Origin of the sequence: Streptomyces adelaidensis (genome assembly GCF_016598475.1) — a bacterium.
Taxonomy (GTDB): domain Bacteria; phylum Actinomycetota; class Actinomycetes; order Streptomycetales; family Streptomycetaceae; genus Streptomyces; species Streptomyces adelaidensis.
Window position 1 is genome coordinate 1 of sequence record NZ_JAEMUX010000110.1, and the last position, 23,173, is coordinate 23,173.

Sequence of the window (23,173 nt, forward strand, 5' to 3'; positions counted from 1 at the left end):
TCCTTTTAGAGCTCTGGCTCTTGGGCATGACGCCCAAGAGCCAGAGCTTTTTTGCGTTGAGGTAGGGTCAGGGGGCATCGTTGGCTCATTTCCCACAGGAGGCTCCCGGGTGGAGGTCCAAGAGACCCGGGTCCAGACGGACCGGGTCCTCACCATCCCGAACATCCTCAGCATGGCGCGGCTCGTTGGCGTGCCCGTCTTCCTGTGGTTGATTCTCTGGCCCGAGTTCGGCGGCCCCAAGGTTGACGGTTGGGCGCTCCTGGTGCTCGCTTTCAGCGGCGTCAGTGACTATCTCGACGGCATGCTGGCGCGGCGTTGGAACCAGATCAGCGGCCTTGGCCGGCTCCTCGACCCCGCGGCTGACAGGCTGTACATTCTGTCCACTCTCGTGGGACTCACGTGGCGCGAGATTCTGCCATTCTGGTTGACCGCTGCACTGCTCTTGCGGGAGCTGGTCCTGTTGGTGATGGTGGGTATCCTCAGGAGGCACGGCTATCCGCCGCCGCAGGTGAACTTCCTGGGGAAGGCGGCCACCTTCAACTTGATGTATGCCTTCCCGTTGTTGTTGCTCAGTGACGGAAGTGGATGGATCTCGTCACTCGCTGCTATTTTCGGATGGGCGTTCGCCGGATGGGGTACAACGCTGTATTGGTGGGCAGGAATCCTCTACGTGGTTCAGGTCCGCCGACTTGTCAGGGCGGACGCCATGGCCGATTGAGCCCGCCTGGAGAGGTGGCCGTAGTGGCTCGATGGCCCGCGTCGGAAATGTGCGGGACAATCTGGACGGGTGAAGTCGGCTAGACCGTCGTCTCTTCAAGGAGGACGCTTCCGACATGAAGGCCGTCGTGATGGCCGGAGGCGAAGGCACACGCCTTCGTCCCATGACCTCGAGCATGCCCAAGCCGCTCCTGCCCGTGGCGAACCGCCCGATCATGGAGCACGTGCTGAGGCTGCTCAAAAGGCATGGGCTCAACGAGACCGTCGTTACTGTCCAGTTCCTGGCGTCACTCGTCAAGAACTACTTCGGTGACGGTGAGGAGCTCGGGATGGAGCTCACCTATGCCAACGAGGAGAAGCCACTCGGTACTGCCGGGAGCGTCAAGAACGCCGAGGAAGCGCTGAAGGATGATGCGTTCCTCGTCATCTCCGGCGACGCCCTCACGGACTTCGACCTCACCGAGCTCATCAATTTCCACAAGGAAAAGGGTGCGCTGGTCACTGTCTGTCTGACACGGGTACCCAATCCTCTGGAATTCGGTATCACGATCGTGGACGAGGAAGGCAAGGTCGAGCGGTTCCTGGAGAAGCCGACCTGGGGGCAGGTCTTCTCGGACACCGTGAACACGGGCATCTATGTGATGGAGCCCGAAGTCTTCGACTATGTCGAGGCCGATGTTCCCGTCGACTGGTCCGGCGATGTCTTCCCGCAGCTCATGAAGGAAGGCAAGCCGGTCTACGGCTATGTCGCCGAGGGCTACTGGGAGGACGTCGGTACCCACGAGAGCTATGTGAAGGCACAGGCCGACGTCCTGGAGGGCAAGGTCGACGTCGAGCTCGACGGGTTCGAACTTTCCCCGGGGGTGTGGATCGCCGAGGGCGCCGAGGTGCATCCCGACGCGGTGCTGCGTGGGCCGTTGTACATCGGGGACTACGCCAAGGTCGAGGCCGGCGTCGAAATCCGTGAGCACACGGTCGTCGGTTCGAATGTCGTCGTCAAGAGCGGGGCCTTTCTGCACAGGGCTGTTGTCCACGACAACGTCTACATCGGACAGCACAGCAATCTGCGTGGATGCGTGGTCGGTAAGAACACCGACATCATGAGGGCCGCACGGATCGAGGACGGCGCGGTGATCGGCGACGAGTGCCTCGTCGGCGAAGAATCGATCATTCAGGGGAACGTGCGGGTCTACCCCTTCAAGACGATCGAGGCCGGCGCATTCGTCAACACCTCGGTGATCTGGGAGTCCCGGGGGCAGGCCCATCTGTTCGGCGCCCGTGGGGTGTCCGGCATCCTGAACGTGGAGATCACCCCGGAACTGGCCGTGAGACTCGCAGGCGCGTACGCCACGACGCTCAAGAAGGGCTCCACGGTCACGACCGCCCGCGATCACTCCCGAGGCGCCCGTGCGCTGAAGAGGGCCGTCATCTCGGCGCTCCAGGCCAGCGCCATCGACGTACGGGATCTGGAGAACGTACCGCTGCCGGTGGCGCGGCAGCAGACCGCGCGGGGCAGTGCCGGCGGGATCATGATTCGGACGACGCCGGGGGTTCCGGACTCGGTCGACATCATGTTCTTCGACGGGCGGGGGGCCGACCTGTCGCAGGGCAGTCAGCGGAAGCTGGACCGGGTGTTCGCGCGGCAGGAGTACCGGCGCGCATTCCCGGGCGAGATCGGGGACCTGCATTTCCCGGCCAGTGTGTTCGACTCGTACACCGGGTCGCTGCTGAGGAACGTCGACACGACGGGCATCGCCGAGTCCGGGCTCAAGGTCGTGGTGGACGCGTCGAATGGCAGTGCTGGTCTTGTGCTGCCGAGCCTGCTCGGCAAGCTGGGTGTCGACTCGCTGACGATCAACCCCGGTCTCGACGAGTCCAGGCCGACCGAGACGGGCGACATGCGGCGGTCGGGGCTGGTGCGGCTCGGCGAGATCGTGGCGTCCTCGCGGGCCGCGTTCGGTGTGCGGTTCGACCCTGTCGGTGAGAGGCTGTCGCTGGTCGACGAGAAGGGTCGGATCATCGAGGACGACCGGGCCCTGCTCGTCATGCTCGACCTGGTGGCCGCGGAGCGGCGCAGTGGGCGGGTGGCGCTGCCGGTGACGACCACGAGGATCGCGGAGCAGGTCGCGGCCTATCACGGCACGCAGGTCGAGTGGACGACCACCTCGCCGGACGATCTCACGCGGGTCGGCGGGGACGAGACGACCATCTTCGGCGGTGATGGGCGCGGTGGGTTCATCGTGCCGGAGTTCAGCAGCGTCTTCGACGGGGCGGCGGCCTTCGTACGGCTCATCGGACTGGTGGCGCGGACGCAGCTCACGCTCAGCCAGATCGATGCGCGGATTCCGCGGGCACACGTCCTGAAGAGGGATCTGGCGACTCCGTGGGCCGTCAAGGGCCTTGTGATGCGCCGAGTCGTGGAGGCGGCCGGTGATCGTTTTGTCGACACGACCGATGGTGTGCGGGTCGTGGAGACCGACGGCCGGTGGGTGATGGTGCTGCCGGATCCGGCCGAGGCCGTCACGCATCTGTGGGCCGAGGGGCCCGACGATGCCTCGGCGCAGGCGCTGCTCGACGAGTGGTCGGCGGTCGTGGACAGCGCCGGCCGCTGAACCACGCCGCACGCGCGCGTGCCGGGCAGGTACCCAATGGGGCCTGTCCGGCATGCCGGACAGGCCATTCGGAGGTAGTGGTCGCGACGTGCGACGATGTGCGGCATGCCGCAGCAGCCCCCCGTTCGGAGCACTCCCACGCGCGCGACGCGTCCGGACGCCTCCATGTCGCTGCTCACCAACGTCATGGACCACAGTCTCGACGACGGCTACGCCGAGGCCGCCACCCGCAAGAAGGCGGCGGGCACCGAGGGCCTGCCGAAGACGGTGCGGGCCAAGCTGGGACTGGCGGTCGGTCTCGTGCTCGCCGCCCTGGTGGTGACGGTCGGCGCGGCACAGGCGCGGATAAGCGCTCCCGTGGTGGCCAAGGAGCGCGAGGAGCTCATCGACCGCATCCAGACGGAGACCGCGGACGCGGACGAGCTGGAGGACTCCGTCGACAAGCTCCGCGACGACGTGAGCGCACGGCAGCGGAAGGCCCTAAAGGAAGACGGCGGCAGTGACGGGAACGACCTGGTGGAGATCCTGGCCGGCGCCGTCGAGGTGCACGGACCCGGGGTGAAGCTCGTCGTCAACGACGCCAAGGACGCCAGTCAGGGCGGTGACGGCGACGCGCGCGAGACGTCCGGGTTCTCGGACACCGGCCGGGTCCGCGACCGGGACATGCAGCGGGTCGTGAACGGGTTGTGGGAGTCGGGCGCCGAGGCCGTCTCGATCAACGGACAGCGGCTCACCGCGCTGTCGGCGATCCGGGCCGCGGGCGAAGCGATACTGGTCGACAACAAGCCACTCGCGCCGCCTTACACGGTCCTCGCGGTGGGGGACGGGCAGCGGCTGAGCACCAAGTTCCAGAACAGCCCCGACGGGCTGTATCTGCATGCCCTCCAGGAGAACTTCGGCATCAGGACGAATATCTCCACCGAGGACGACATCAAGGTGCCGGCCGCGCCGAGTGTGATCGTACGAACAGCAGAACCGAGCACAGAGAAGGGCACATCGTGATCGCCGTACTGGGCCTCGTCCTCGGAGTCGTGGCCGGACTGTTGGTCCGGCCCGAGGTACCGGCGGTGGTCGAGCCGTATCTCCCCATCGCCGTGGTGGCGGCGCTGGACGCCGTCTTCGGTGGTCTGCGCGCGATGCTTGACGGCATCTTCGACGACAAGGTCTTCGTGGTGTCGTTCCTGTCGAACGTGGTCGTGGCCGCCCTGATCGTTTTCCTCGGCGACAAGTTGGGCGTCGGTGCCCAGCTGTCCACGGGCGTCGTGGTCGTGCTCGGTATCCGCATCTTCTCCAACGCCGCGGCGATCCGCCGGCATGTGTTCCGGGCGTGAGGCCGATGAACGAGCGGGACGAGACGCCGAGTCCGAAGCGGACTCCGGGCGGGGAACAGGACGACACCCCGACGACCCGGCTGCGCCGGGAACTCCCCCAGGAGGTGCCCTCCGCGGCCGCGGAGGAGCCCGGTGCGGCTCCACGGGAGGAGAAGGACAAGCAGACCGGGCGGCAGCGGCTGGCCCAGGGACTGTGGCCTCCGCGCTTCACCCGGGCCCAACTCATCGTGGCCCTCCTGCTGTTCGGGCTCGGCTTCGGTCTGGCCATCCAGGTGGCCTCCAACAACGACGACAGCGCGCTGCGCGGAGCACGCCAGGAAGATCTCGTACGCATCCTCGATGAACTGGATGACCGTACTCAGCGTCTGGAGGAGGAGAAGCAGGGTCTCGAAGATCAGCGCACCGAGCTGGAGAACAGCTCGGACCAGGCCGAGGAGGCACGCAAGCAGACGGTCGAGAAGGAGCGGCAACTCGGCATTCTGGCGGGCACGGTGGCCGCGCAGGGACCCGGCATCACACTGACGATCAACGACACGAAGGGGACGGTCGAGGCGGACATGCTGCTCGACGCGATCCAGGAACTGCGCGCGGCCGGTGCGGAGGCGATCCAGGTGAACGGCGTTCGGGTCGTCGCCAGCACCTATCTGACCGATTCCGATGAGGGAATCAGCGTCGATGGGAACAAGATCACCCAGCCGTTTCGTTTCAAGGTCATCGGCAACCCGCAGGACCTGGAGCCCGCACTGAACATCCCCGGAGGCGTGGTGCAGACACTGGAGAAGGAGCAGGCCACAGTGACCGTGGCGCGGGGGGACGAGATCGTCGTGGACGCCTTGCGAGCGGCGAAGCGGCCTGACTACGCTCGGTCGTCCTCCCAGTGAACCGCAGGTGCATGGGGCCCGTCCGGCGAGGGCATGAGCTTGCGGGGGGTCGGCGCACCGAATGGGTGGTGCGTGGTGGAAACTGTCTGGTGGATACGGACGTTGTGAGGTTGTCCGGGTCGGCCGGTGTGTTCAGTCAGGGTTCGTCCTGCCCCACGGGCGGGTCTGTTTCGGTCAAGGGGAATCGCCCGTGAAGTTGTTTGCGAAGTTGTTCGGCAAGAGCGCGCGAGAGGGCAGCGAAAACGCGACCTCCCGTCATCGCGCGCAGCCATCGGAGGCGGAGGGCCAGGGCGGTGAGCGGCCGCTGTTCCGGGACCAGGTCGCTGGGCCTGGAGGTGACATTTCCGGAGGTCAGGGCGCGCCGTCTGTTGACCCTGCCCAGTCCGGCCGCATAGGTTTCGGGGAACCGTCAACCTCAAGTACGGGTGGAGAGTTTGCCTCCGACCCGTACTCGTCCAATGCCCCGGCGGGGCAGCCGCGGCAGGAGGATCCGTCGATGTCGGCCCTGGTGTGTACGAGGTGCGGTAACCGCAATGCGGAGAACAGCCGCTTCTGCTCGAACTGCGGTGCTCCGCTGCGGGCCGGCGCGGCCCCCGAGCGTCCGTCCGAGACGACCTCCACGATCTCCATCTCCGGCCTGGAGGCCTACGACTCAGAGGTCACCGGCCAGACGCAGCTGCCGGCGCTCTCCCCCGAGGCCCAGGCCGCCGTCGACGCGCTGCCGCTCGGTTCGGCGCTGCTGGTCGTGCGCCGTGGCCCGAACGCGGGCAGTCGATTCCTGCTGGACGGCGATCTGACCACGGCGGGCCGCCACCCGCAGAGCGACATCTTCCTGGACGACGTGACGGTGTCGCGCCGCCACGTGGAGTTTCGCCGCGGGCAGGACGGCTCGTTCACGGTCGCCGACGTCGGCAGCCTGAACGGTACGTACGTCAACCGGGAGCGGATCGACCAGGTGGCGCTGCACAACGGTGACGAGGTGCAGATCGGCAAGTACCGGCTGGTCTTCTACGCGAGCCAGCGAGGCTACTGACCCTCCCCGGACTCTGTCCGGGGGGATCCCCAGGGAAGGTCCATGCTTCGAACAACGAGCGGTGGTGCCGACCACGGCACCGCCGCCGCGGACAGTGGCCTGATGAGCATCGGCACGGTGCTGAACGCACTGCGCGAGGAGTTCCCCGAAGTCACGATCTCCAAGATCCGTTTCCTGGAGTCGGAGGGGCTCATCGAGCCGCAGCGGACCCCCTCGGGGTATCGCAAGTTCAGCGCTGAGGACGTCGAGCGCCTCGGGCACGTTCTCAGGATGCAGCGGGACCACTATCTTCCGCTCAAGGTGATCCGTGAGTATCTGGAGGCTCTGGAGCGCGGCGAGGATGTGCGTCTGCCGTCGGTGGGACGTCAGCGGGACGTCGGGGACGGAGACCGTCTGAGCGAGCTGTTCGGGGAGCACGAGGAGCCGACGGCCGCCCGGATCGGGCGCGGTGAGCTCATGGCCGGCGCCGGGATCGGTGAGGAGCGGCTGGCCGAGTGGGAGTCGTACGGGCTCGTGACGCCGCTGCCGGACGGGTCGTACGACGCCGAGGTGCTCACCGTCGCCACGCTTGTGGTGGAACTGGGGCGGTTCGGTATCGAGCCCAGGCATCTGCGGGTGATGAGGGCCGCCGCCGACCGTGAGGCGGGGCTCGTCGACCAGGTCGTGGCGCCGCTGCGTCTGCACCGCAATCCGCAGACCAGGGCGCATGCGGAGGATCGTACGAGGGAGCTGGCGGGGCTCACGGTGAAGCTGCACGCCGCGCTCGTGCAGAGCGCGCTGGGCGTACGGCTCCGCTGAGGGCGGGTGTTCGCCTGTGGCGGATCGGTCGGCCGATCTGTGCCCGACTACCCAAACATCCCGGGCACGGCCTAGGGTTGCTGTGTGAACGAGCTCGATGTCGTAGGTGTCCGGGTGGAAATGCCCTCCAACCAACCGATCGTGCTCCTGCGCGAAGTGGGAGGCGATCGTTACCTCCCCATCTGGATCGGGCCGGGGGAGGCGACGGCGATCGCTTTCGCCCAACAGGGCATGGCCCCCGCGCGACCGCTGACCCACGACCTGTTCAAGGACGTGCTGGAGGCCGTCGGCCAGGAGCTCACGGAAGTGCGCATCACCGATCTGCGTGAGGGCGTCTTCTACGCGGAGCTGGTGTTCGCCAGTGGAGTCGAGGTGAGCGCCCGGCCCTCCGACGCCATAGCGCTGGCGCTGCGTACCGGGACGCCGATCTTCGGCAGCGACGGGGTGCTCGACGACGCGGGCATCGCGATCCCGGACGAGCAGGAGGACGAGGTGGAGAAGTTCCGCGAGTTCCTCGACCAGATCTCGCCCGAGGACTTCGGAACCAACAGCCAGTGAGGCCCTGGACGGCCGGTCTCCGCCGGAGCGCATTCGGCTAGCCCTTCCCCGTGGAAGGGCACGGGAAACCACTCTCAAGGTGATTATCACTCGGCGTGGCGAGTGTGGCGGTCGTTGACGCACCCCTGGTGGCTGCCTACCGTCGAGAAGGCAGGTCAAGGACGGAGGTCGGCGTGAGAAGCAGCGGCGACGGTACGGCTGGGGGTGCCCCCGGACGCAGGCTGGGGGAGCACGGCCCGTACCCGCTTCACAGCAGCACAGCCGGTCACGTCCCGCAGCGGCCCACCGCCGTGCAGGACAGCACCGAGGCGGAGTCCGAGCCGCACGAGAACGTCGGCTACCGCGGCCCCACCGCGTGCGCGGCCGCCGGTATCACCTATCGGCAGCTCGACTACTGGGCCCGCACCGGTCTCGTGGAGCCGAGCGTGCGGCCCGCTCATGGCTCGGGGACGCAGCGCCTATACAGCTTCCGGGACGTCGTCGTCCTGAAGATCGTGAAACGGTTCCTCGACACGGGCGTGTCCCTGCAGAACATCCGCACCGCCGTGCAGCACCTCCGCGAGCGGGGCTTCAGTGATCTGGAGCGGATGACGCTGATGAGCGACGGTGCGACGGTGTACGAGTGCAGCTCGCCCGACGAGGTGCACGCTCTGCTCCAGGGCGGCCAGGGGATCTTCGGGATCGCCGTAGGGGTCGTCTGGCGTGATGTGGAAAGCGCTCTCTCGCAGCTGCACGGCGAGCGGGTCGACACGGGAGAGACCCTCGTGGGCCCCAACCCGGCGGACGAACTGGCGCGGCGGCGCAACCGGGCGGTCTGAGGACGGCGCAGGCAGTGCCGGTCGCGGCGGGGCATTGTCAGTGGCGTAGGGCAGCATCGGAGATGTGAGAACCGCGCCCACGATCCTGCATCTCGACATGGATGCCTTCTACGCCTCGGCGGAGCAGGCATCCAAGCCGAGTCTGCGCGGGAAAGCTGTCATCGTGGGCGGGATCGGGCCGCGCGGGGTGGTCGCGACCGCCTCGTACGAGGCGCGGGTCTTCGGGGTGCACTCGGCGATGCCCACGGCGCAGGCGCGCCGACTCGCGCCGAACGCCGCATATCTCACGCCGCGCTTCGCGTTCTACCGGGCGATCAGCGAGCAGGTCATGGGGCTGCTGCGTGCCCTGTCGCCCCTGGTGGAGCCGCTGAGCCTCGATGAGGCGTTCGTGGACCTGGAGGCCGGGGGAACGGCCTGGGACGAGGAGTCGGCGCGACTGGCGGGGGCGCGGTTGCGCGCGGAGATACGGGCGGTGACGGCGCTGACGGGATCCGTGGGGCTCGCCGCCTCCAAGATGCTCGCGAAGATCGCCTCAGAGCAGGCGAAGCCCGACGGGCTGGTCCTCATCGAGCCCGGAACCGAGCGGGCGCTGCTCGGACCGATGTCCGTGCGGATTCTGCCGGGCGTGGGGCCGGCGACCGGGGATCATCTGCGGCGGGCCGGGATCACCACGGTCGAGGAGATCGTGGGGGCGGGTGAGGACGAGGTCGTACGGCTGCTGGGCAAGGCCCATGGGCATGGGCTGTACGCGATGGCGCTGGCGCGTGACGACCGGGCGGTGGTGGCCGAGCGGGACACGAAGTCGGTGTCGGTGGAGGACACGTACGACGTGGACATCCATGACAGGGTGCGGGTCCGGGTGGAGGTGCAGCGGCTTGCCGAGCGGTGTGTGCGGAGGTTGCGGGAGGCCGGGCTGTCGGGGCGGACGATCGTGTTGAAGGTGCGCCGGTACGACTTTTCGACACTGACCCGGTCCGAGACGTTGCGGGGGCCGACGGACGACCCCGCCGTGGTGCGGGAGGCCGCGGCACGGTTGCTGGAGGCCGTGGACACGACAGGTGGGGTGCGGCTGCTCGGGGTGGGGGTCAGCGGGCTCGCCGACTACACACAGGAGGACCTGTTCGCGCAGGCGGCGGGGGAGCTGGATCCGGCGGGGGAGGAGACGGCCGCTGCTCCGGAGGTGGCGGTGGCGGAGGAGAGTGCGGCCGGTGAGTGGCAGTGGAGGGCTGGGCATGATGTGCGGCACGCCGAGTACGGGCACGGGTGGGTGCAGGGGAGTGGGCTCGGGCGGGTGACCGTGCGGTTCGAGACGCCGGACGACTCGGAGCCCGGCAGGGTGCGGACGTTCAGAACGGACGATCCCGGGCTGGAGCCGGCGGAGCCGTTGCCGTTGGTGCCGGACGGTGTGCGGGGCTGAGTGGTTGCGGCGGGGGCTCGGTCAGGTGGGGTCGTCCTGGCCCGCCACGTTGCCGAAGTCGTGGTCCGGGGGCGGTGGCGGGGCTATGTCGAGGCCGTAGTGGTGGTAGAGCTGGAGTTCCTGTTCGGGGGAGAGATGGCGGCCCACGCCGAAATCGGGGGCGTCTTTGATGAGCGAGCGGTCGAAGGGGACGCGGAGGGAGCCTTCGAGGAGTTCGCTGGGTTCGAGCGGGACGAAGGCGTCGCGGCCGAAGAGGCCCATGCGTATCGCGGCCCACTCGGGGATGCCGGTCGCGTCGTCGAGGTAGATCTCGTCGATGGTGCCGATCTTGGTGCCCTTGCGGTCGAACGCCTTGCGGCCGATCAGGTTGCGCGGATCGATGTCGGTCTGCACGGGCCCTCCAAGTGGTCGCAGAGGAGTCGCAAATCATCCCTCACCACTACGAAAAGGCACTTTGGGGAAGGTGGCCACTCGAAGACTCGTGCGGTGACCGCGCTGATACGCTGACAACGGCTGCTGACCCCGTGCGGGAGAGTCCTCCAGGCTTCATCGGAGGCGCCGAAGGAGCAACTCCTCCCCGGAATCTCTCAGGCTCACGTACCGCATGGACGAGGTCACTCTGGAAAGCAGAGCGGGTGTCACGGTTTCCGCTCTCACCGACGGTGAAAGCCGGTTCGTACTGGACCGGTGAAGCTCTCAGGTTGAGATGACAGAGGGGGAGGCCGTCCGGGCACCCGTGCCGTGGTGCCCCTCGAAGGTCGTGGCAGACCAGGAGGCCTCCGCAATGACCGCCCACCGCATTCCGCTCTCCGAGCTCGAACAGGGAATCCCCTTCGAGCGGCGCCACATCGGCCCCGACCATGAGGCCAGAGCGAAGATGCTCGCGCAGGTCGGGTATGGCTCGCTCGACGAACTGACGGCCGCCGCGGTGCCGGATGTGATCAAGAACGCAGAGGCGCTGGACCTTCCGGGCGCGCGCACCGAGGCCGAGGTGCTCGCCGAGCTGCGTTCGCTCGCGGACCGCAACCAGGTGCTCGGCTCGATGATCGGGCTGGGGTACTACGGGACGTTCACGCCGCCCGTCATCCTGCGCAATGTCATGGAGAACCCGGCCTGGTACACGGCCTACACGCCGTATCAGCCGGAGATCTCCCAGGGGCGGCTCGAGGCGCTGCTCAACTTCCAGACAGTGGTCGCCGAGCTCACCGGGCTGCCCACCTCGGGGGCCTCGCTGCTCGACGAGGGCACCGCCGCCGCCGAGGCCATGGCGTTGTCCCGGCGTATGGGGAAGAACAAGAAGGGGCTCTTCCTCATCGACGCGGACACGCTGCCGCAGACGATCGCCGTGATCGAGACCCGTGCCGAGCCGACCGGGGTCGAGGTCGTCGTCGCCGACCTCAGTGACGGCATTCCGGCCGACATCGCCGCGCGGGAGATCAACGGCGTGCTGTTGCAGTACCCGGGCGCCTCCGGTGTCGTACGCGATCTCAAGCCGGTCGTCGAGCAGGCGCACGACCTCGGCGCGCTCGTCACCGTGGCCGCCGATCTGCTGGCTCTCACGCTGCTGACCTCGCCCGGAGAGCTGGGCGCCGACATCGCGATCGGTACGACGCAGCGTTTCGGTGTGCCGATGGGCTTCGGTGGGCCGCACGCGGGCTACATGGCCGTGGGGGAGAAGTTCGCGCGCAGCCTGCCCGGGCGGCTCGTGGGTGTCTCCGTGGACGCGGACGGGCACAAGGCGTACCGGCTGGCCCTGCAGACGCGGGAGCAGCACATCCGCCGGGAGAAGGCGACCAGCAACATCTGTACGGCTCAGGTGCTGCTCGCCGTGATGGCCGGCATGTACGCGGTGTACCACGGGCCGGAGGGGCTGCGTACCATCGCCCGGCGTACCCACCGGTACGCCACCGTCCTCGCCGCGGGGCTCATGGACGGCGGGGTCGAGGTCGTGCACGGCGCGTACTTCGACACGCTCACCGTGCGGGTGCCGGGGCGGGCCGGTGAGGTCGTGGCAGCCGCGCGGGAACATGGCGTGAATCTGCACCTCGTGGACGCCGACCTGGTGTCGATCTCCTGCGACGAGACCACGACGCGGGCGCAGCTGGGTGCCGTGTGGACCGCGTTCGGGGTGGCAGGGGACGTCGAGGCCCTTGATGCCGCCGCCGCGGACACGCTGCCGGAGGCGCTGCTGCGCTCCGACGACTTCCTCACGCACCCGGTGTTCCACTCGTACCGCTCCGAGACCGCGATGCTGCGGTACCTGCGCCGGCTGGCCGACCGGGACTACGCGCTGGACCGGGGCATGATCCCGCTGGGCTCGTGCACGATGAAGCTCAACGCGACCACCGAGATGGAGCCGGTGACGTGGCCGGAGTTCGGGCAGCTGCACCCGTTCGCGCCCGCCGGTCAGGCACAGGGCTACCTCACGCTCATCCGGGAGCTGGAGGAGCGGCTCGCCGAGGCCACCGGGTACGACAAGGTGTCGCTGCAGCCGAACGCGGGCTCGCAGGGTGAGCTGGCCGGGCTGCTGGCCGTCCGGGGGTACCACCGGGGCAACGGCGACGAGCAGCGGACCGTGTGCCTCATCCCGTCCTCCGCGCACGGCACCAACGCCGCGAGCGCCGTCATGGCCGGCATGAAGGTCGTCGTCGTGAAGACCGCCGGGGACGGCGAGATCGACGTCGACGACCTGCGCGCGAAGATCGAGCAGTACCGCGAACAGCTGGCGGTGCTGATGATCACGTACCCGTCGACGCATGGTGTGTTCGAGGAGCACGTGGCCGAGATCTGTGCGCAGGTGCACGACGCGGGCGGCCAGGTGTACGTCGACGGCGCCAACCTGAACGCCCTGGTGGGCCTCGCCAAGCCGGGCCACTTCGGCGGTGACGTCTCGCACCTGAACCTGCACAAGACGTTCTGCATCCCGCACGGTGGCGGCGGACCCGGGGTCGGCCCGGTGGCGGTGCGCGAGCATCTGGCGCCGTACCTGCCGAACCACCCGCTGCAGCCCGCGGCCGGCCCGGAGACGGGTATCGGGCCGATCTCGGCGGCGCCGTGGGGCTCGGCGGGCATCCTGCCGATCTCGTGGGCGTACGTCCGGCTCATGGGCGGCGAGGGGCTCAAGCGGGCCACGCAGGTGGCGGTGCTCAGCGCCAACTACATCGCCAAGCGGCTGGAGCCGCACTACCCGGTGCTCTACACCGGCCCGGGCGGGCTCGTGGCGCACGAGTGCATCATCGACCTGCGGCCGCTGGCCAAGTCGACCGGGGTGAGCGTCGACGATCTCGCCAAGCGGCTGATCGACTACGGCTTCCACGCGCCGACGATGTCGTTCCCGGTGGCGGGGACGCTGATGATCGAGCCGACCGAGTCGGAGGATCTCGTCGAGCTGGACCGGTTCTGCGAGGCGATGATCGCGATCCGAGCGGAGATCGACAAGGTCGGCTCGGGCGAGTGGCCCGCGGACGACAACCCGCTGCGGAACGCGCCGCACACCGCGGCCGCGCTCGGCGGGGATTGGGAGCACGCCTACACGCGCGAGGAGGCCGTCTTCCCGGCCGGGGTCACGCCCGCCGACAAGTACTGGCCGCCGGTGCGCCGCATCGACCAGGCCTTCGGCGACCGGAACCTGGTCTGTTCCTGCCCGCCGCTGGACGCTTACGAAGAGTAGTCGCGCGCGGATACGCGTCGGGGCCGGTTCGGAGAGTGCTTCTCCGGCCGGCCCCTCGAATGTCCGGGCCAACGCCCTGTGCGGCAGCGCTTGCCCTGTGTGCACGTAAGTGCGGCTCAGGCGGCCGTCATCACCGTGTCGGTGCCCATCGGGCGGTGCGGGGCGATGATCTGGCCGTCCGGCAGAAGCTCACCGGTGTCCTCGAAGAGCAGAACGCCGTTGCAGAGCAGGCTCCATCCCTGCTCCGGATGGTGCGCCACGAGTCGGGCGCCCTCCCGGTCGGCGGATGCGGCTGTCGGGCACAGTGGCTGGTGCTGGCACATGGTTGTTGGGATCTTTCGCTGGGTCGTGTGGTCTGAGATGGCTGTTTTGTCTGTCGTGCGGCGTGAAGCCTCGTTCATGGCCGCCCCCCGTTGTGATAAATCGGTCCGGTCCCAGTGTTGCCCCCCGGGCGTCAATACCGCAGGGATTTGGCAGCACCGTTCCTCACAGGTTGATGACGCTTCACCGCCGGGGACGGTTCATCCCAACTGCACTGTCCCTTCGGGTGGTTCGCAGTGGTCGGATGAGGCTAGTCCGGTGGTGGGAGATCGCGTGAATAGCTCGTACGAGCGTATTGGTGCCCGGAAGAGCGGAATTGCCGGCGAGCGCTGAACAAGTGCCCCGCCAACCGGATATCGGCAGCGGGGCACAAGCGGTACGAATGGTGAGTGGGTCTTGGGCTCGGGTGGTCCTTGGCTCAGGCGGGTGATCCCAGTAGCGGGGCGGGCGTCAGTCGGGTGGTCAGGACCGGGAGGAGGTCGGCGACCCGGTGTGGGCGGTGGGCCGCGATGCCGGGCGGCGCGGGCGCCAGCGGGACCAGCAGGTCGGCCGGTGCCGGGTGGCCGGTGGCGGCGTCGGCGGTAGGGTCGGCGTGCAGCCAGAGCGTGAGCATGTACAGCTCCGGCACCGACAGCAGGCGTGGCTGATAGGCCTGCTGCATGGCCTCGGCCTGGCGCAGGGCACGCTCGGTGGAGGCGATGTACGGGCCCTCGAAGAAGTGCGAGAACGCCCATCCGTCGGGGGTCAGCCGGGTCTCGGCGGCGGCCACCGCGCGGTCACCGCAACGGATCAGGAAGCGCCAGCCGGTGAGGCGGGCGGTGCCCGTGCCGGTGGGGGTGATCCGGTCGAGTACGTGGACGGGCAATGGGAGTTCGGGTGTGGCCGGGCCCTGGGCGTTCTTGAGGGAAGGTGTTCGCGCCTCGTGGACGGCGGTGGGTGAACCGAGTGCCGTGAGGACGGTGCGCAGGGCGGGCGCGGGAGCCGGAGGGACATGCAGCGGCATGGTGGGTCGCCTCTCAATTCGACAGGCACGGTGGCGCGAGGGCGGGGGCGGACGGCGCTGTCAGCTCTCGGGATCGGAGAGACGGGTGCCCGGGGTCCGGTGCGTGGGTGGGTCCGCCGCGCGTGGCCTGACGGCAGGACCGAGGACCGCGAGAGCCGACTCTCAGCCTCGTTTGCGGAGTTTATACGACACGTGTTCAGATGGTGTTTCGTCTAGCCGTCCCGGATATGAACAACAAGGCGGTATCCGGTCGCCGAAACGTGGGCGCCATCCCGCTTTCCTGTGGGGGCGCGGCGATGACCTCGGATTACCGTCGCGTAGCGGACGGCCGGTTCTCGTCGGCGCTTTTCACGAAAGCGCTTCGGACGGAAAGCGCGTACTCATTTTGCCCGCTGAATGTGCCAGAAGCACGCCGAGTGAATAAGGTCGAAGGTGAGCGCGCTCAGCCTAGCGTGCGCAGGTCGTGCGTAGGACGTTATCGGCGGCTCTGCCTGGGCATCATCATCCGTGGACCCGGGACAATAGTGGCCGGTTCGTCGGCCCGCCCATCCGAGGAGGGACACTTCGATGGGGGAGAAGGTCGTAGCGGGGCCGTTCGGCCTGTCCGACCGTCAGCACTACCGCGACAAGCTGCGGCAGTGTCTGGCGGGACTGGCGCGGCTGCTGGAGGAGAAGCGGTTCGACCGCCCGAAGAACCTGATGGGTGTGGAGATCGAGCTGAACCTCGTGGGGGCCGACGGGCTGCCGAGAATGATGAATGCGCAAGTACTCGAACGGATAGCAAGCCGAGATTTTCAAACAGAACTCGCCATGTTCAATCTGGAAGTCAACATAGCTCCACACCGGCTGGGCGGCCGGGTTTTCGACCAGCTTTCCGAGGAGTTGCGCACCTCCCTCGCGTATGCCGACCGGAAAGCGGGCGAGGTGGATGCGGGAATCGTGATGATCGGCATTCTGCCCACGCTCGATCGTGATGACCTGGTCTCCTCGAACCTCTCCGCCGACGACCGCTACGCGATGCTCAACGATCAGATCGTCGCCGCCCGGGGCGAGGATTTCGCCCTCGACATCGACGGGGTGGAGCGGCTCGTCTGCACCTCCAAGTCGATCGCGCCCGAAGCCGCCTGCACCTCCGTGCAGTTGCACCTCCAGGTCACTCCGGACCGGTTCGCCGATGTGTGGAACGCGGCCCAGGCGGTCGCCGCGGCGCAGGTCGCCATCGGCGCCAACGCGCCGTTCCTCTTCGGGCACGAGCTGTGGCGCGAGTCGCGGCCGCCGCTGTTCCAGCAGTCCACGGACACCCGGCCGCCCGAGCTCCAGGCCCAGGGAGTGCGGCCGCGCACCTGGTTCGGCGAGCGGTGGATCTCCTCGGCGTACGACCTCTTCGAGGAGAACGCGCGCTTCTTCCCGGCGCTGCTGCCCATCTGTGACGACGAGGACCCGATCGGCGTCCTCGACGCGGGCGGCGTCCCCAAACTCGCCGAACTCACCCTGCACAACGGCACGGTGTACCGCTGGAACCGGCCCGTCTACGGCATCGCCGACGGAGTCCCGCATCTGCGCGTCGAGAACCGGGTGCTGCCCGCCGGGCCGACCATCACGGATGTGATCGCCAACGCGGCCTTCTACTACGGAGTCGTACGTGCCCTCGCCGAGGAGTCGCGGCCGGTCTGGACGCGGCTGCCGTTCGAGGCCGCCGCCGCCAACTTCGACGAGGCGTGCCGGCACGGCATCGAGGCGCGGTTGCAGTGGCCGCGCGGGCGGTACGGCGGGGTGGGGCCGGTGGACGCGGTGAACCTCGTACGGGACGAGTTGCTGCCGCTCGCCGAGGCGGGGCTGGACGCCTGGGGGGTCGAGCCGGTCGACCGGGACTTCTACCTCGGTGTGATCGAGGAGCGCTGCCGGCGCCGGGTCAACGGGGCGTCCTGGCAGGTGGAAACGTTCCATCGGGCGCTGGCCAAGGGCGTCCACCGGGACGCGGCACTGGCCGCCACCACACGGCGGTACTGCGAGCTGATGCACGCCGGGGAGCCGGTCCACAGCTGGCCGGTGGGACTGCCGGAGCCCGTGCCGCTGGGCTGAGGGGCGCGTCTGCCGCTGCCGGGGGCCGGTTGCTGGGACGGGGGACAAGAGGTTCCTGAGGGGACGCGCCGGAAAGATCCGGACCGCCGCGGGTGATGATGGACCTTCGGTGGGCCGGACAACTGGAGGCGTGGGTGCAGGGGCAGGCGGAGTCGGTGGAGGATTCGTTGCCGCACGAGCGGCCGACGCGACGGATCCTGAGGGACGAGACACTGCTCGTGCTCGGGCTCTCGCTCGGCGCGAGCGGGGTGTCCGCGCTGATCAGCTTCGTCGGATCGGTCACGAAGCCGGGCGGGTTGAAGGACCAGGCGGCCACCATGAACGCCTCGGCCGCGCCGGGCCGGCCCTGGCTCGACCTCGCGTGGCAGCTCTTCGGGATCACGACCGCGCTGGTGCCCGTCGCGCTGGTCGCGCACTTCCTGCTGCGTGAGGGCGCGGGACTGCGCACGCTCGGGTTCGACCGTACGAAGCCGTGGCCCGACCTCGGCCGGGGCGCGGTGATCGCCGCGGCGATCGGCAGCACCGGCATCGCCTTCTACCTGGCGGCCCGCGGCCTCGGCTTCAACCTCACGGTGGTGCCGGAGGCGCTGCCCGAGGTGTGGTGGAAGTACCCGGTGCTGATCCTCTCCGCGATCCAGAACGCGGTACTCGAAGAGGTCATCGTGGTCGCGTATCTGTTGCGCAGGCTTCAGCAACTCGGCTGGTCACCGGGCAGCGCGCTCGCCGCCAGCTCGGTGCTGCGCGGCTCGTACCACCTCTACCAGGGCATCGGCGGCTTCATCGGCAACATGGTGATGGGTGTGGTGTTCGTATACCTGTACCGGCGGTGGGGGCGGGTCGGGCCGCTGGTCGTGGCGCACTCGCTGCTCGACATCGGGGCGTTCGTGGGATACGGGCTGCTGGCGGGGAAGGTGGGGTGGCTGCCGACCCCGTGATCGGCGGGACGGGCGGGGCGGGGCAGAGGTGGGGCAGGGGCGTACGGCGGTGTCGTACGCCCTTCTTGTACGCCCCTGTTGTGCGCTCAGGCGAGTAGTTCGCCGTCGATGACCGTGACCGCGCGGCCGGTCAGCAGGGTGCGGTCGCCGTGGAGCTCGGTGTGGACGAGGCCCGAGCGGGGGGAGGCCTGGAGGCCGGTGAGGGACGGGCTGCCGAGGCGTTCGGACCAGAAGGGGGCGAGGGCGGTGTGGGCGCTGCCTGTGACGGGGTCCTCGTCGATGCCGATGTTCGGGAAGAAGCAGCGCGAGACGAAGTCGTGGCCGACGGCGGGGTCCTCGGCGCGTGCGGTGGCGATGACGCCGCGCTCGGAGTAGCGGCCGAGGACACGGAAGTCGGGGGTGAGGCCGCGGACCGTCTTCTCGTCGGCGAGTTCGATCAACAGGTCGCCCACGCCGGGGCCGGTGTCGAACGCGCGGAGCGGCTCGGCGCCCAGGGCCTCGGCGACGCCGTCCGGGACGGCGACCGGGGTGAGCGGCGCGGTCGGAAAGTCCAGGGTCAGGGCGCCGTCCGGCCGTGGCGTGGCGATGAGGACACCGCTGCGGGTGGCGAACCGTACCGGGCCCTCGTGGGCGCCCGTGCCGGCCAGGACATGGGCGGTGGCCAGGGTGGCGTGACCGCACAGCGCCACCTCGGCGACCGGGGTGAACCAGCGCAGCGCCCAGTCGGCCTCGCCGCCCTCGGGGAGGGGGTGGGCGAAGGCGGTCTCGGCGTGGTTGACCTCCCGGGTCACCTTCAGCAGCCAGGAGTCGTCCGGGAAGGAGTCGAGGAGGAGGACTCCGGCGGGATTGCCGGAGAAGGGGCGGTCGGTGAAGGCGTCGACGATTCGAATGCGCATGGGGCGACGCTAGAGGGTTGGTGGAGCCGGGGGCCAAGGCCAATCGCGGGGTGGTGGACTGGATTCGGGGGAACGGCTTCGGGGGTGGTGGACCGGTTTCGGGGATGTGGCGGGACCGGGTTGGGGGGTGGTGGACCGGCGTTGGGGGTGCGCCGGTGTGGCTATGGGGTTGGTGGATCCGCGTTGGGGGTGCGGGGCCGGGTTGGGGGGTGGTGGACCGGCGTTGGGGGTGCGCCGGTGTGGCTATGGGGTGGTGGATCCGCGTTGGGGGTGCGGGGCCGGGTTCGGGGGTGGTGGACCGGTCGTCGGGGAGTCCGGCGGGGGCCGGGCTCAGTGGACGGAGAATCCGCCGTCGACGAAGATCGCCTGACCGGTGATGTAGGCGGCGGAGCGGCCGGCCAGGAACACCGCGGCTCCGGCGAAGTCGTCGGTGAGGCCGTTGCGGCCGGTCAGCGTGCGTGCGGCGAGGGCGGCGACTCGCTCCGGGTCGGACGACAGGCGTGTGTTGAGCGGGGTCGGGACGAAGCCGGGGACCAGGGTGTTACAGGTGACGCCGTGGGGTGACCACGCCTCGGCCTGGGAGCGGGCCAGGGACTCCAACGCCCCTTTGGAGACTCCGTAGGCGCCGCTCCGGACAAAGGCTCGGTGTGCCTGCTGGGAGGTGATGTGGATGATGCGTCCGAAGCCCCGCTCGGCCATGCCGGGCCCGAAGCGTTGGCCCAGCAGGTAGGGCGCTTCCAGGTTCACGGCCATCGTGGCGTCCCACACGTCCTCGCTCAGCTCGTTCATCGGCGGACGCAGGTTGATCCCGGCGCTGCTGACGAGGATGTCGGGCTCGCCGAACGCCTCGACCGCCTGCTCCGCCGCCGCGCGCACGCCGGCGCGCGTCCCCAGGTCGGCGCTCACCCGAGCGGCCCGGCAGCCGTCCGCCACCAGTTCGCCGACCGTGGCCGCCAGCTCCGCCTCCTTGCGCGCGACGATCACCACGCTCGCCCCCGCCCGCGCGAGGGCCCCGGCGATGGCTTTGCCGATGCCTGAACTGCCGCCCGTCACCAGGGCGACTCGCCCGTCCAGCGAGAACAGTTCGGAGAGGTAGCTGTTGGAGATCATTCCCGCACCCTAGAGGGGCTTCGGCGGGGCCGGTGCGTGGGGGCGGGTGGGGCTGGCGGGCGAGGATCGTCCCGGCCGTACCGGAGATCCCGGCTGCTCCGGAGGGCCTGGCTGTTCCTGGGTTCTGGTGGCGTGGATGGCGTGGTCGATCGCGGAGGCCACGTCGTCGGTGATGTGGGTGGGCCGGTGGGAGTCCTCGGTCCAGGTACGGCCGTTCGTCACCCAGACGCTGCGCAGGCCGAGTGCGTCGGCGCCGGCGATGTCGGCGTGCGGTGAATCGCCGATGACCCAGGCGCCGGGCAGGGGGAGTCCGACGACAGAGGCCGCCGCGTGGAAGATCTCCGGTGCCGGCTTCTTGTGACCGACGCCTTCGGAGACGACCCAGCCCCGCACGAGCCGGTCGAGTCCGGTGTTCCGGATCTTCGCTTCCTGCTGGAGGGTTCGGCCATTGGTGACGATCACGCAGGTCCAGCCGTGCGCCTGTGCTCTCTCCAGGGCCTCGCGGGTGGAGTGCGCCAGCACGACGCGGTCGGCGGCCCCGGTGTCGAGCAAGGTCCGGACAGCGGCGGCCGGTACCGCGTTCGCGTAGCGGTCGGTCAGGGCGGCGGCGACCTCGTGACGGGGGGTGTAGCCGCCGGCGTCGACGGATGTCACCCACCCGAGGTCGGTGCCCGGGAGGTCGTGCTGGGAGAGGAAGGCCGCCACCGCGTTACGGAAGGCGGCGTCGCGGTCGACCAGGGTGTTGTCGAGGTCGAGGAGCAGCAAGGGCATGACGGGCAGTAGAGCATGACGTCCCCCCCCAGGGTCCCACCGCACGGTTCGGCCGCGGCGGGGCGGCGGGCGGAGGCGTGCCAGGGGTTCGGTGTGGCGTCGGTGCCGGGCCGTCCCTACGTCATTGCCGCCCTGCTGCACCGAGTCCGCAGGTAGGAGCTGACCTGTGCCAGTGATCGCTGATCGATTGCCACTGAAGGATGATCAACGCTAGTTTGTGCCACTGCAGGTTGATCATTCGGTGTACAGGTACGCGGGGGACGTGGTGGGGCACCTGTCGGTGTGTTCGAAGAGGGCTGCCCTTGAGGCCTTTGACCTGGCCTTTTCCGTGAACGGCACGCTCGTGCGCCGGTCGCTGGGGTCCAGCTGGGACATGCCGTTCGAGGTTATGGACCCGGTGCGGGAGTTCAGCTGGCACAAGGACAGTCACGGGTTCGCCGGCTGGTACTACTCGTCGACGATGCGGGATCACGTCGGCTACGAGTCGTGGCTGGAGAGGGACCGGCTGATCCTGCTGGACCGTGATCCGCACGTGGTCGCGATCGCCTCGCAGCCGTTCTGGCTGCACTGGCACGACGGCACCCGCAGGCGTCGGCACGCTCCCGACTACTTCGTCCGGCTGTCCGACGGCGGCGCCCGCATCGTTGACGCCCGGGCCGCAGACGAGATGGATGAGGCGACGCGGGAGGCGTTCGACGCGACCGGGCATGCCTGCCGGGCCGTGGGCTGGGAGTTCGAGTGGGCTGGCCGGCCCGAGTCGGTGTTCATGGCGAATGTCCGCTGGCTGTCCCGGTATCGGCGGGCCCGCTGCGGACGGCCGGCGCCGGTGGCGGACCGGCTGCTGGAGGTCTTCCGCGAACCGATGGGGCTCTGGGACGGCGCCGGGCTGGTCGGCGACCGTCTGCAGGTTCTGCCGGTGCTGTTCCACCTGGTGTGGTCCGGTGCCTTGAAGACGGACCTGGTGGGAGGACTGATGGAGACCGACAGCCTGGTCTGGACGGAGGGGAACACATGGGCAGCCTGAAGCGGCCGCCGGCCTTGGCGGTCGGCCAGCGGGTCCGGTTCGAAGGCCAGGTCAGGGGGGTTCTCGAGGTCACCGCACAGGCGGCCGTGCTGGAGGACACCGAGTCACCGCACCGCGTGGTCGCTCTGATCGACCTGTTCGAGACGGCGGACTTCGAGATCCTGTTCCAGCCCGAACGCATGCCGCTGCCCCCGTCCGGCCTGCTGGAGACCTTCGCTCCCGACGTCATGAAGCGGGCACTTTGGTGGGAAGAGCACATTCTCGAGGTCCTGCACGGCCTACCACCCGGCGTCGAACCCGGAACACCGCCGCGGCCGGGTTACGGACCGGGCACGTCGGTGACCTCACGCCAGAAGACCAAGGCTGCCGAATTCGCGGCCCTCGGCCACGAGATCAAGTCCGGGGCGGTGGGGCTGCGGCGACGCCGTTACATGGAGGACGGCCTGGTCGGACTGGCCAGGCTCATGGACCACCGTTCGGTCCGCAAGCGCAAGGAGTTCGGTGACGCACCGGACACCGTCGTCGCGGCAATGCGGCAGGCGATCAAAGAGGGCGTCGAGACCTCGACGCGCAACGGTTCCTACCTGATCTGGAGGACCGGGGAGATCATCCGGGAGAACGGCGGGGACCTGGCCGAACTGCCCTCACGGCGAACGCTCTACCGCCTGCTGGACAAGCTGGCGGCGGGCACGCACACGACCGGGTCGGCGGTCACCCGCAGGTCAAAGGCCCACGGGGCCGCTGCCCCGTTCGGAGAGCTGACGGTGTCGGCTCCGGGCGAGGTCATGCAGATCGACTCCACTCCGCTGGACGTCGTGGTCCGCCTCGACGACGGAGTGGTCGGCAAGGTTGAACTGACTGGCATGATCGATGTCGCGTCCAGGACGCTGACTGCGGCGGTGCTCAGGCCCACGACGAAGTCGGTCGATGCCAGCGTGCTGCTGGCCCGCACGGTCACGCCGGAACTGATGCGGCCGGGCTGGATCGACGCACTGAAGATGTCGCGCTCGGCGCTGCCGCACCGCCGCCTGCTGACCATCGACGAACGCCTCGAGCACGCCGCGGCCAAGCCGGTGATCGTCCCGGAGGTGATCGTCTGCGATCACGGCAAGGTGTTCGTCTCGCATAACTTCCGGGCTTCCTGCCGGTTTCTGGAGATCGACTTCCAGCCCACGCACAAAGGCTCGCCCTTCGAG

At 68.9% G+C, this 23,173-nt stretch carries 21 protein-coding genes and 1 riboswitch; of the genes, 15 read left to right on the forward strand and 6 right to left on the reverse strand.

Features of this window, described 5'->3' with window-relative positions; translation table 11 throughout:
* Window positions 1-109: 109 nt before the first annotated feature.
* The 10 genes from clsA to I8N67_RS36825 all read left to right on the forward strand — a co-directional run bounded on the left by clsA (window position 110) and on the right by I8N67_RS36825 (window position 10,165).
* A complete protein-coding gene (gene clsA, locus I8N67_RS36780) occupies window positions 110-718 on the forward strand; it encodes a cardiolipin synthase ClsA (RefSeq protein ID WP_200308637.1) in 609 nt (202 codons plus the stop codon).
* A gap of 115 nt (window positions 719-833) precedes the next feature.
* A complete protein-coding gene (locus tag I8N67_RS36785) occupies window positions 834-3,329 on the forward strand; it encodes a mannose-1-phosphate guanyltransferase (RefSeq protein WP_200308638.1) in 2,496 nt (831 codons plus the stop codon).
* A 96-nt stretch (window positions 3,330-3,425) separates the two neighbouring features.
* Window positions 3,426-4,331 (forward strand): DUF881 domain-containing protein, encoded by a 906-nt coding sequence (locus I8N67_RS36790; RefSeq protein WP_200308639.1) that lies wholly within the window; start codon window positions 3,426-3,428, stop codon window positions 4,329-4,331.
* Window positions 4,328-4,660, forward strand: coding sequence for a small basic family protein (locus I8N67_RS36795; protein WP_009343209.1), 333 nt, complete (start codon window positions 4,328-4,330; stop codon window positions 4,658-4,660). Before I8N67_RS36790 ends, I8N67_RS36795 begins: the two co-directional genes overlap by 4 nt.
* A gap of 5 nt (window positions 4,661-4,665) precedes the next feature.
* Complete coding sequence (locus tag I8N67_RS36800) at window positions 4,666-5,541, forward strand: DUF881 domain-containing protein (RefSeq protein ID WP_200308653.1); 876 nt, start codon at window positions 4,666-4,668, stop codon at window positions 5,539-5,541.
* Window positions 5,542-5,602: 61 nt separating this feature from the next.
* Window positions 5,603-6,574 carry a zinc-ribbon and FHA domain-containing protein gene (locus I8N67_RS36805; protein WP_200308640.1) on the forward strand — a complete coding sequence of 324 codons (972 nt, stop codon included), beginning with the start codon at window positions 5,603-5,605 and terminating at the stop codon, window positions 6,572-6,574.
* Window positions 6,575-6,616: 42 nt separating this feature from the next.
* Window positions 6,617-7,372: a transcriptional regulator FtsR gene (gene ftsR / locus I8N67_RS36810; protein WP_200308641.1), complete on the forward strand. Its 756-nt coding sequence runs from the start codon at window positions 6,617-6,619 to the stop codon at window positions 7,370-7,372.
* Window positions 7,373-7,456: 84 nt separating this feature from the next.
* The gene (locus I8N67_RS36815) at window positions 7,457-7,930 is read left to right on the forward strand and encodes a bifunctional nuclease family protein (protein ID WP_005475662.1); all 474 of its coding nucleotides are present in this window, start codon (window positions 7,457-7,459) and stop codon (window positions 7,928-7,930) included.
* 173 nt (window positions 7,931-8,103) lie between these two features.
* Entirely contained in the window at window positions 8,104-8,748 is a 645-nt protein-coding gene (locus tag I8N67_RS36820) for a MerR family transcriptional regulator (RefSeq protein ID WP_200308642.1), read from the forward strand.
* A gap of 64 nt (window positions 8,749-8,812) precedes the next feature.
* Complete coding sequence (locus I8N67_RS36825; protein ID WP_200308643.1) at window positions 8,813-10,165, forward strand: DNA polymerase IV; 1,353 nt, start codon at window positions 8,813-8,815, stop codon at window positions 10,163-10,165.
* A gap of 21 nt (window positions 10,166-10,186) precedes the next feature.
* On the opposite strand, the gene I8N67_RS36830 is transcribed toward I8N67_RS36825, so the two are convergent.
* Window positions 10,187-10,558 (reverse strand): PRC-barrel domain-containing protein, encoded by a 372-nt coding sequence (locus tag I8N67_RS36830; protein WP_200308644.1) that lies wholly within the window; start codon window positions 10,556-10,558, stop codon window positions 10,187-10,189.
* Window positions 10,559-10,682: 124 nt separating this feature from the next.
* Window positions 10,683-10,778: riboswitch (glycine riboswitch) on the forward strand.
* 171 nt (window positions 10,779-10,949) lie between these two features.
* Here I8N67_RS36830 and gcvP point away from each other — a divergent pair.
* A complete protein-coding gene (gene gcvP, locus I8N67_RS36835) occupies window positions 10,950-13,835 on the forward strand; it encodes an aminomethyl-transferring glycine dehydrogenase (RefSeq protein WP_200308645.1) in 2,886 nt (961 codons plus the stop codon).
* Window positions 13,836-13,951: 116 nt separating this feature from the next.
* On the opposite strand, the gene I8N67_RS36840 is transcribed toward gcvP, so the two are convergent.
* Both I8N67_RS36840 and I8N67_RS36845 read right to left on the reverse strand, forming a co-directional pair.
* The gene (locus I8N67_RS36840; RefSeq protein ID WP_200308646.1) at window positions 13,952-14,158 is read right to left on the reverse strand and encodes a DUF5999 family protein; all 207 of its coding nucleotides are present in this window, start codon (window positions 14,156-14,158) and stop codon (window positions 13,952-13,954) included.
* Window positions 14,159-14,574: 416 nt separating this feature from the next.
* On the reverse strand, window positions 14,575-15,159 hold the full coding sequence (locus I8N67_RS36845) for a hypothetical protein (protein WP_200308647.1): 585 nt from the start codon (window positions 15,157-15,159) through the stop codon (window positions 14,575-14,577).
* 567 nt (window positions 15,160-15,726) lie between these two features.
* Here I8N67_RS36845 and I8N67_RS36850 point away from each other — a divergent pair.
* Together I8N67_RS36850 and I8N67_RS36855 are read left to right on the forward strand one after the other, a co-directional pair.
* Window positions 15,727-17,241 carry a glutamate-cysteine ligase family protein gene (locus I8N67_RS36850; RefSeq protein ID WP_200308648.1) on the forward strand — a complete coding sequence of 505 codons (1,515 nt, stop codon included), beginning with the start codon at window positions 15,727-15,729 and terminating at the stop codon, window positions 17,239-17,241.
* 98 nt (window positions 17,242-17,339) lie between these two features.
* Window positions 17,340-18,176 (forward strand): CPBP family intramembrane glutamic endopeptidase, encoded by an 837-nt coding sequence (locus I8N67_RS36855; protein ID WP_234046883.1) that lies wholly within the window; start codon window positions 17,340-17,342, stop codon window positions 18,174-18,176.
* 86 nt (window positions 18,177-18,262) lie between these two features.
* Here the strand turns inward: I8N67_RS36855 and I8N67_RS36860 are convergent, their stop codons facing one another.
* The 3 genes from I8N67_RS36860 to I8N67_RS36870 form a co-directional block, all read right to left on the reverse strand.
* Complete coding sequence (locus tag I8N67_RS36860) at window positions 18,263-19,072, reverse strand: PhzF family phenazine biosynthesis protein (RefSeq protein WP_200308649.1); 810 nt, start codon at window positions 19,070-19,072, stop codon at window positions 18,263-18,265.
* 330 nt (window positions 19,073-19,402) lie between these two features.
* On the reverse strand, window positions 19,403-20,182 hold the full coding sequence (locus I8N67_RS36865; RefSeq protein ID WP_200308650.1) for an SDR family NAD(P)-dependent oxidoreductase: 780 nt from the start codon (window positions 20,180-20,182) through the stop codon (window positions 19,403-19,405).
* A gap of 9 nt (window positions 20,183-20,191) precedes the next feature.
* Window positions 20,192-20,953 carry an HAD family hydrolase gene (locus I8N67_RS36870; protein WP_200308651.1) on the reverse strand — a complete coding sequence of 254 codons (762 nt, stop codon included), beginning with the start codon at window positions 20,951-20,953 and terminating at the stop codon, window positions 20,192-20,194.
* 373 nt (window positions 20,954-21,326) lie between these two features.
* Here I8N67_RS36870 and I8N67_RS36875 point away from each other — a divergent pair, with 373 nt between their 5' ends.
* Together I8N67_RS36875 and I8N67_RS36880 are read left to right on the forward strand one after the other, a co-directional pair.
* Window positions 21,327-21,977: a TnsA-like heteromeric transposase endonuclease subunit gene (locus I8N67_RS36875; RefSeq protein ID WP_234046877.1), complete on the forward strand. Its 651-nt coding sequence runs from the start codon at window positions 21,327-21,329 to the stop codon at window positions 21,975-21,977.
* The coding region (locus I8N67_RS36880; protein WP_234046878.1) for an integrase catalytic domain-containing protein at window positions 21,965-23,173 on the forward strand (1,209 nt) is incomplete at its 3' end. The genes I8N67_RS36875 and I8N67_RS36880, both read left to right, overlap by 13 nt.

Coding starts and splice junctions, on each gene's coding strand:
- I8N67_RS36785 (WP_200308638.1), top strand. CDS start 834: ATGAAGGCCGTCGTGATGGCCGGAGGCGAAGGCACACGCCTTCGTCCC.
- I8N67_RS36790 (WP_200308639.1), top strand. CDS start 3,426: ATGTGCGGCATGCCGCAGCAGCCCCCCGTTCGGAGCACTCCCACGCGC.
- I8N67_RS36800 (WP_200308653.1), top strand. CDS start 4,666: ATGAACGAGCGGGACGAGACGCCGAGTCCGAAGCGGACTCCGGGCGGG.
- I8N67_RS36805 (WP_200308640.1), top strand. CDS start 5,603: ATGGGTGGTGCGTGGTGGAAACTGTCTGGTGGATACGGACGTTGTGAG.
- ftsR (WP_200308641.1), top strand. CDS start 6,617: ATGCTTCGAACAACGAGCGGTGGTGCCGACCACGGCACCGCCGCCGCG.
- gcvP (WP_200308645.1), top strand. CDS start 10,950: ATGACCGCCCACCGCATTCCGCTCTCCGAGCTCGAACAGGGAATCCCC.
- I8N67_RS36840 (WP_200308646.1), bottom strand. CDS start 14,158: ATGTGCCAGCACCAGCCACTGTGCCCGACAGCCGCATCCGCCGACCGG.
- I8N67_RS36845 (WP_200308647.1), bottom strand. CDS start 15,159: ATGCCGCTGCATGTCCCTCCGGCTCCCGCGCCCGCCCTGCGCACCGTC.
- I8N67_RS36850 (WP_200308648.1), top strand. CDS start 15,727: ATGGGGGAGAAGGTCGTAGCGGGGCCGTTCGGCCTGTCCGACCGTCAG.
- I8N67_RS36855 (WP_234046883.1), top strand. CDS start 17,340: ATGGACCTTCGGTGGGCCGGACAACTGGAGGCGTGGGTGCAGGGGCAG.
- I8N67_RS36860 (WP_200308649.1), bottom strand. CDS start 19,072: ATGCGCATTCGAATCGTCGACGCCTTCACCGACCGCCCCTTCTCCGGC.
- I8N67_RS36865 (WP_200308650.1), bottom strand. CDS start 20,182: ATGATCTCCAACAGCTACCTCTCCGAACTGTTCTCGCTGGACGGGCGA.
- I8N67_RS36870 (WP_200308651.1), bottom strand. CDS start 20,953: ATGCCCTTGCTGCTCCTCGACCTCGACAACACCCTGGTCGACCGCGAC.
- I8N67_RS36875 (WP_234046877.1), top strand. CDS start 21,327: ATGCCGTTCGAGGTTATGGACCCGGTGCGGGAGTTCAGCTGGCACAAG.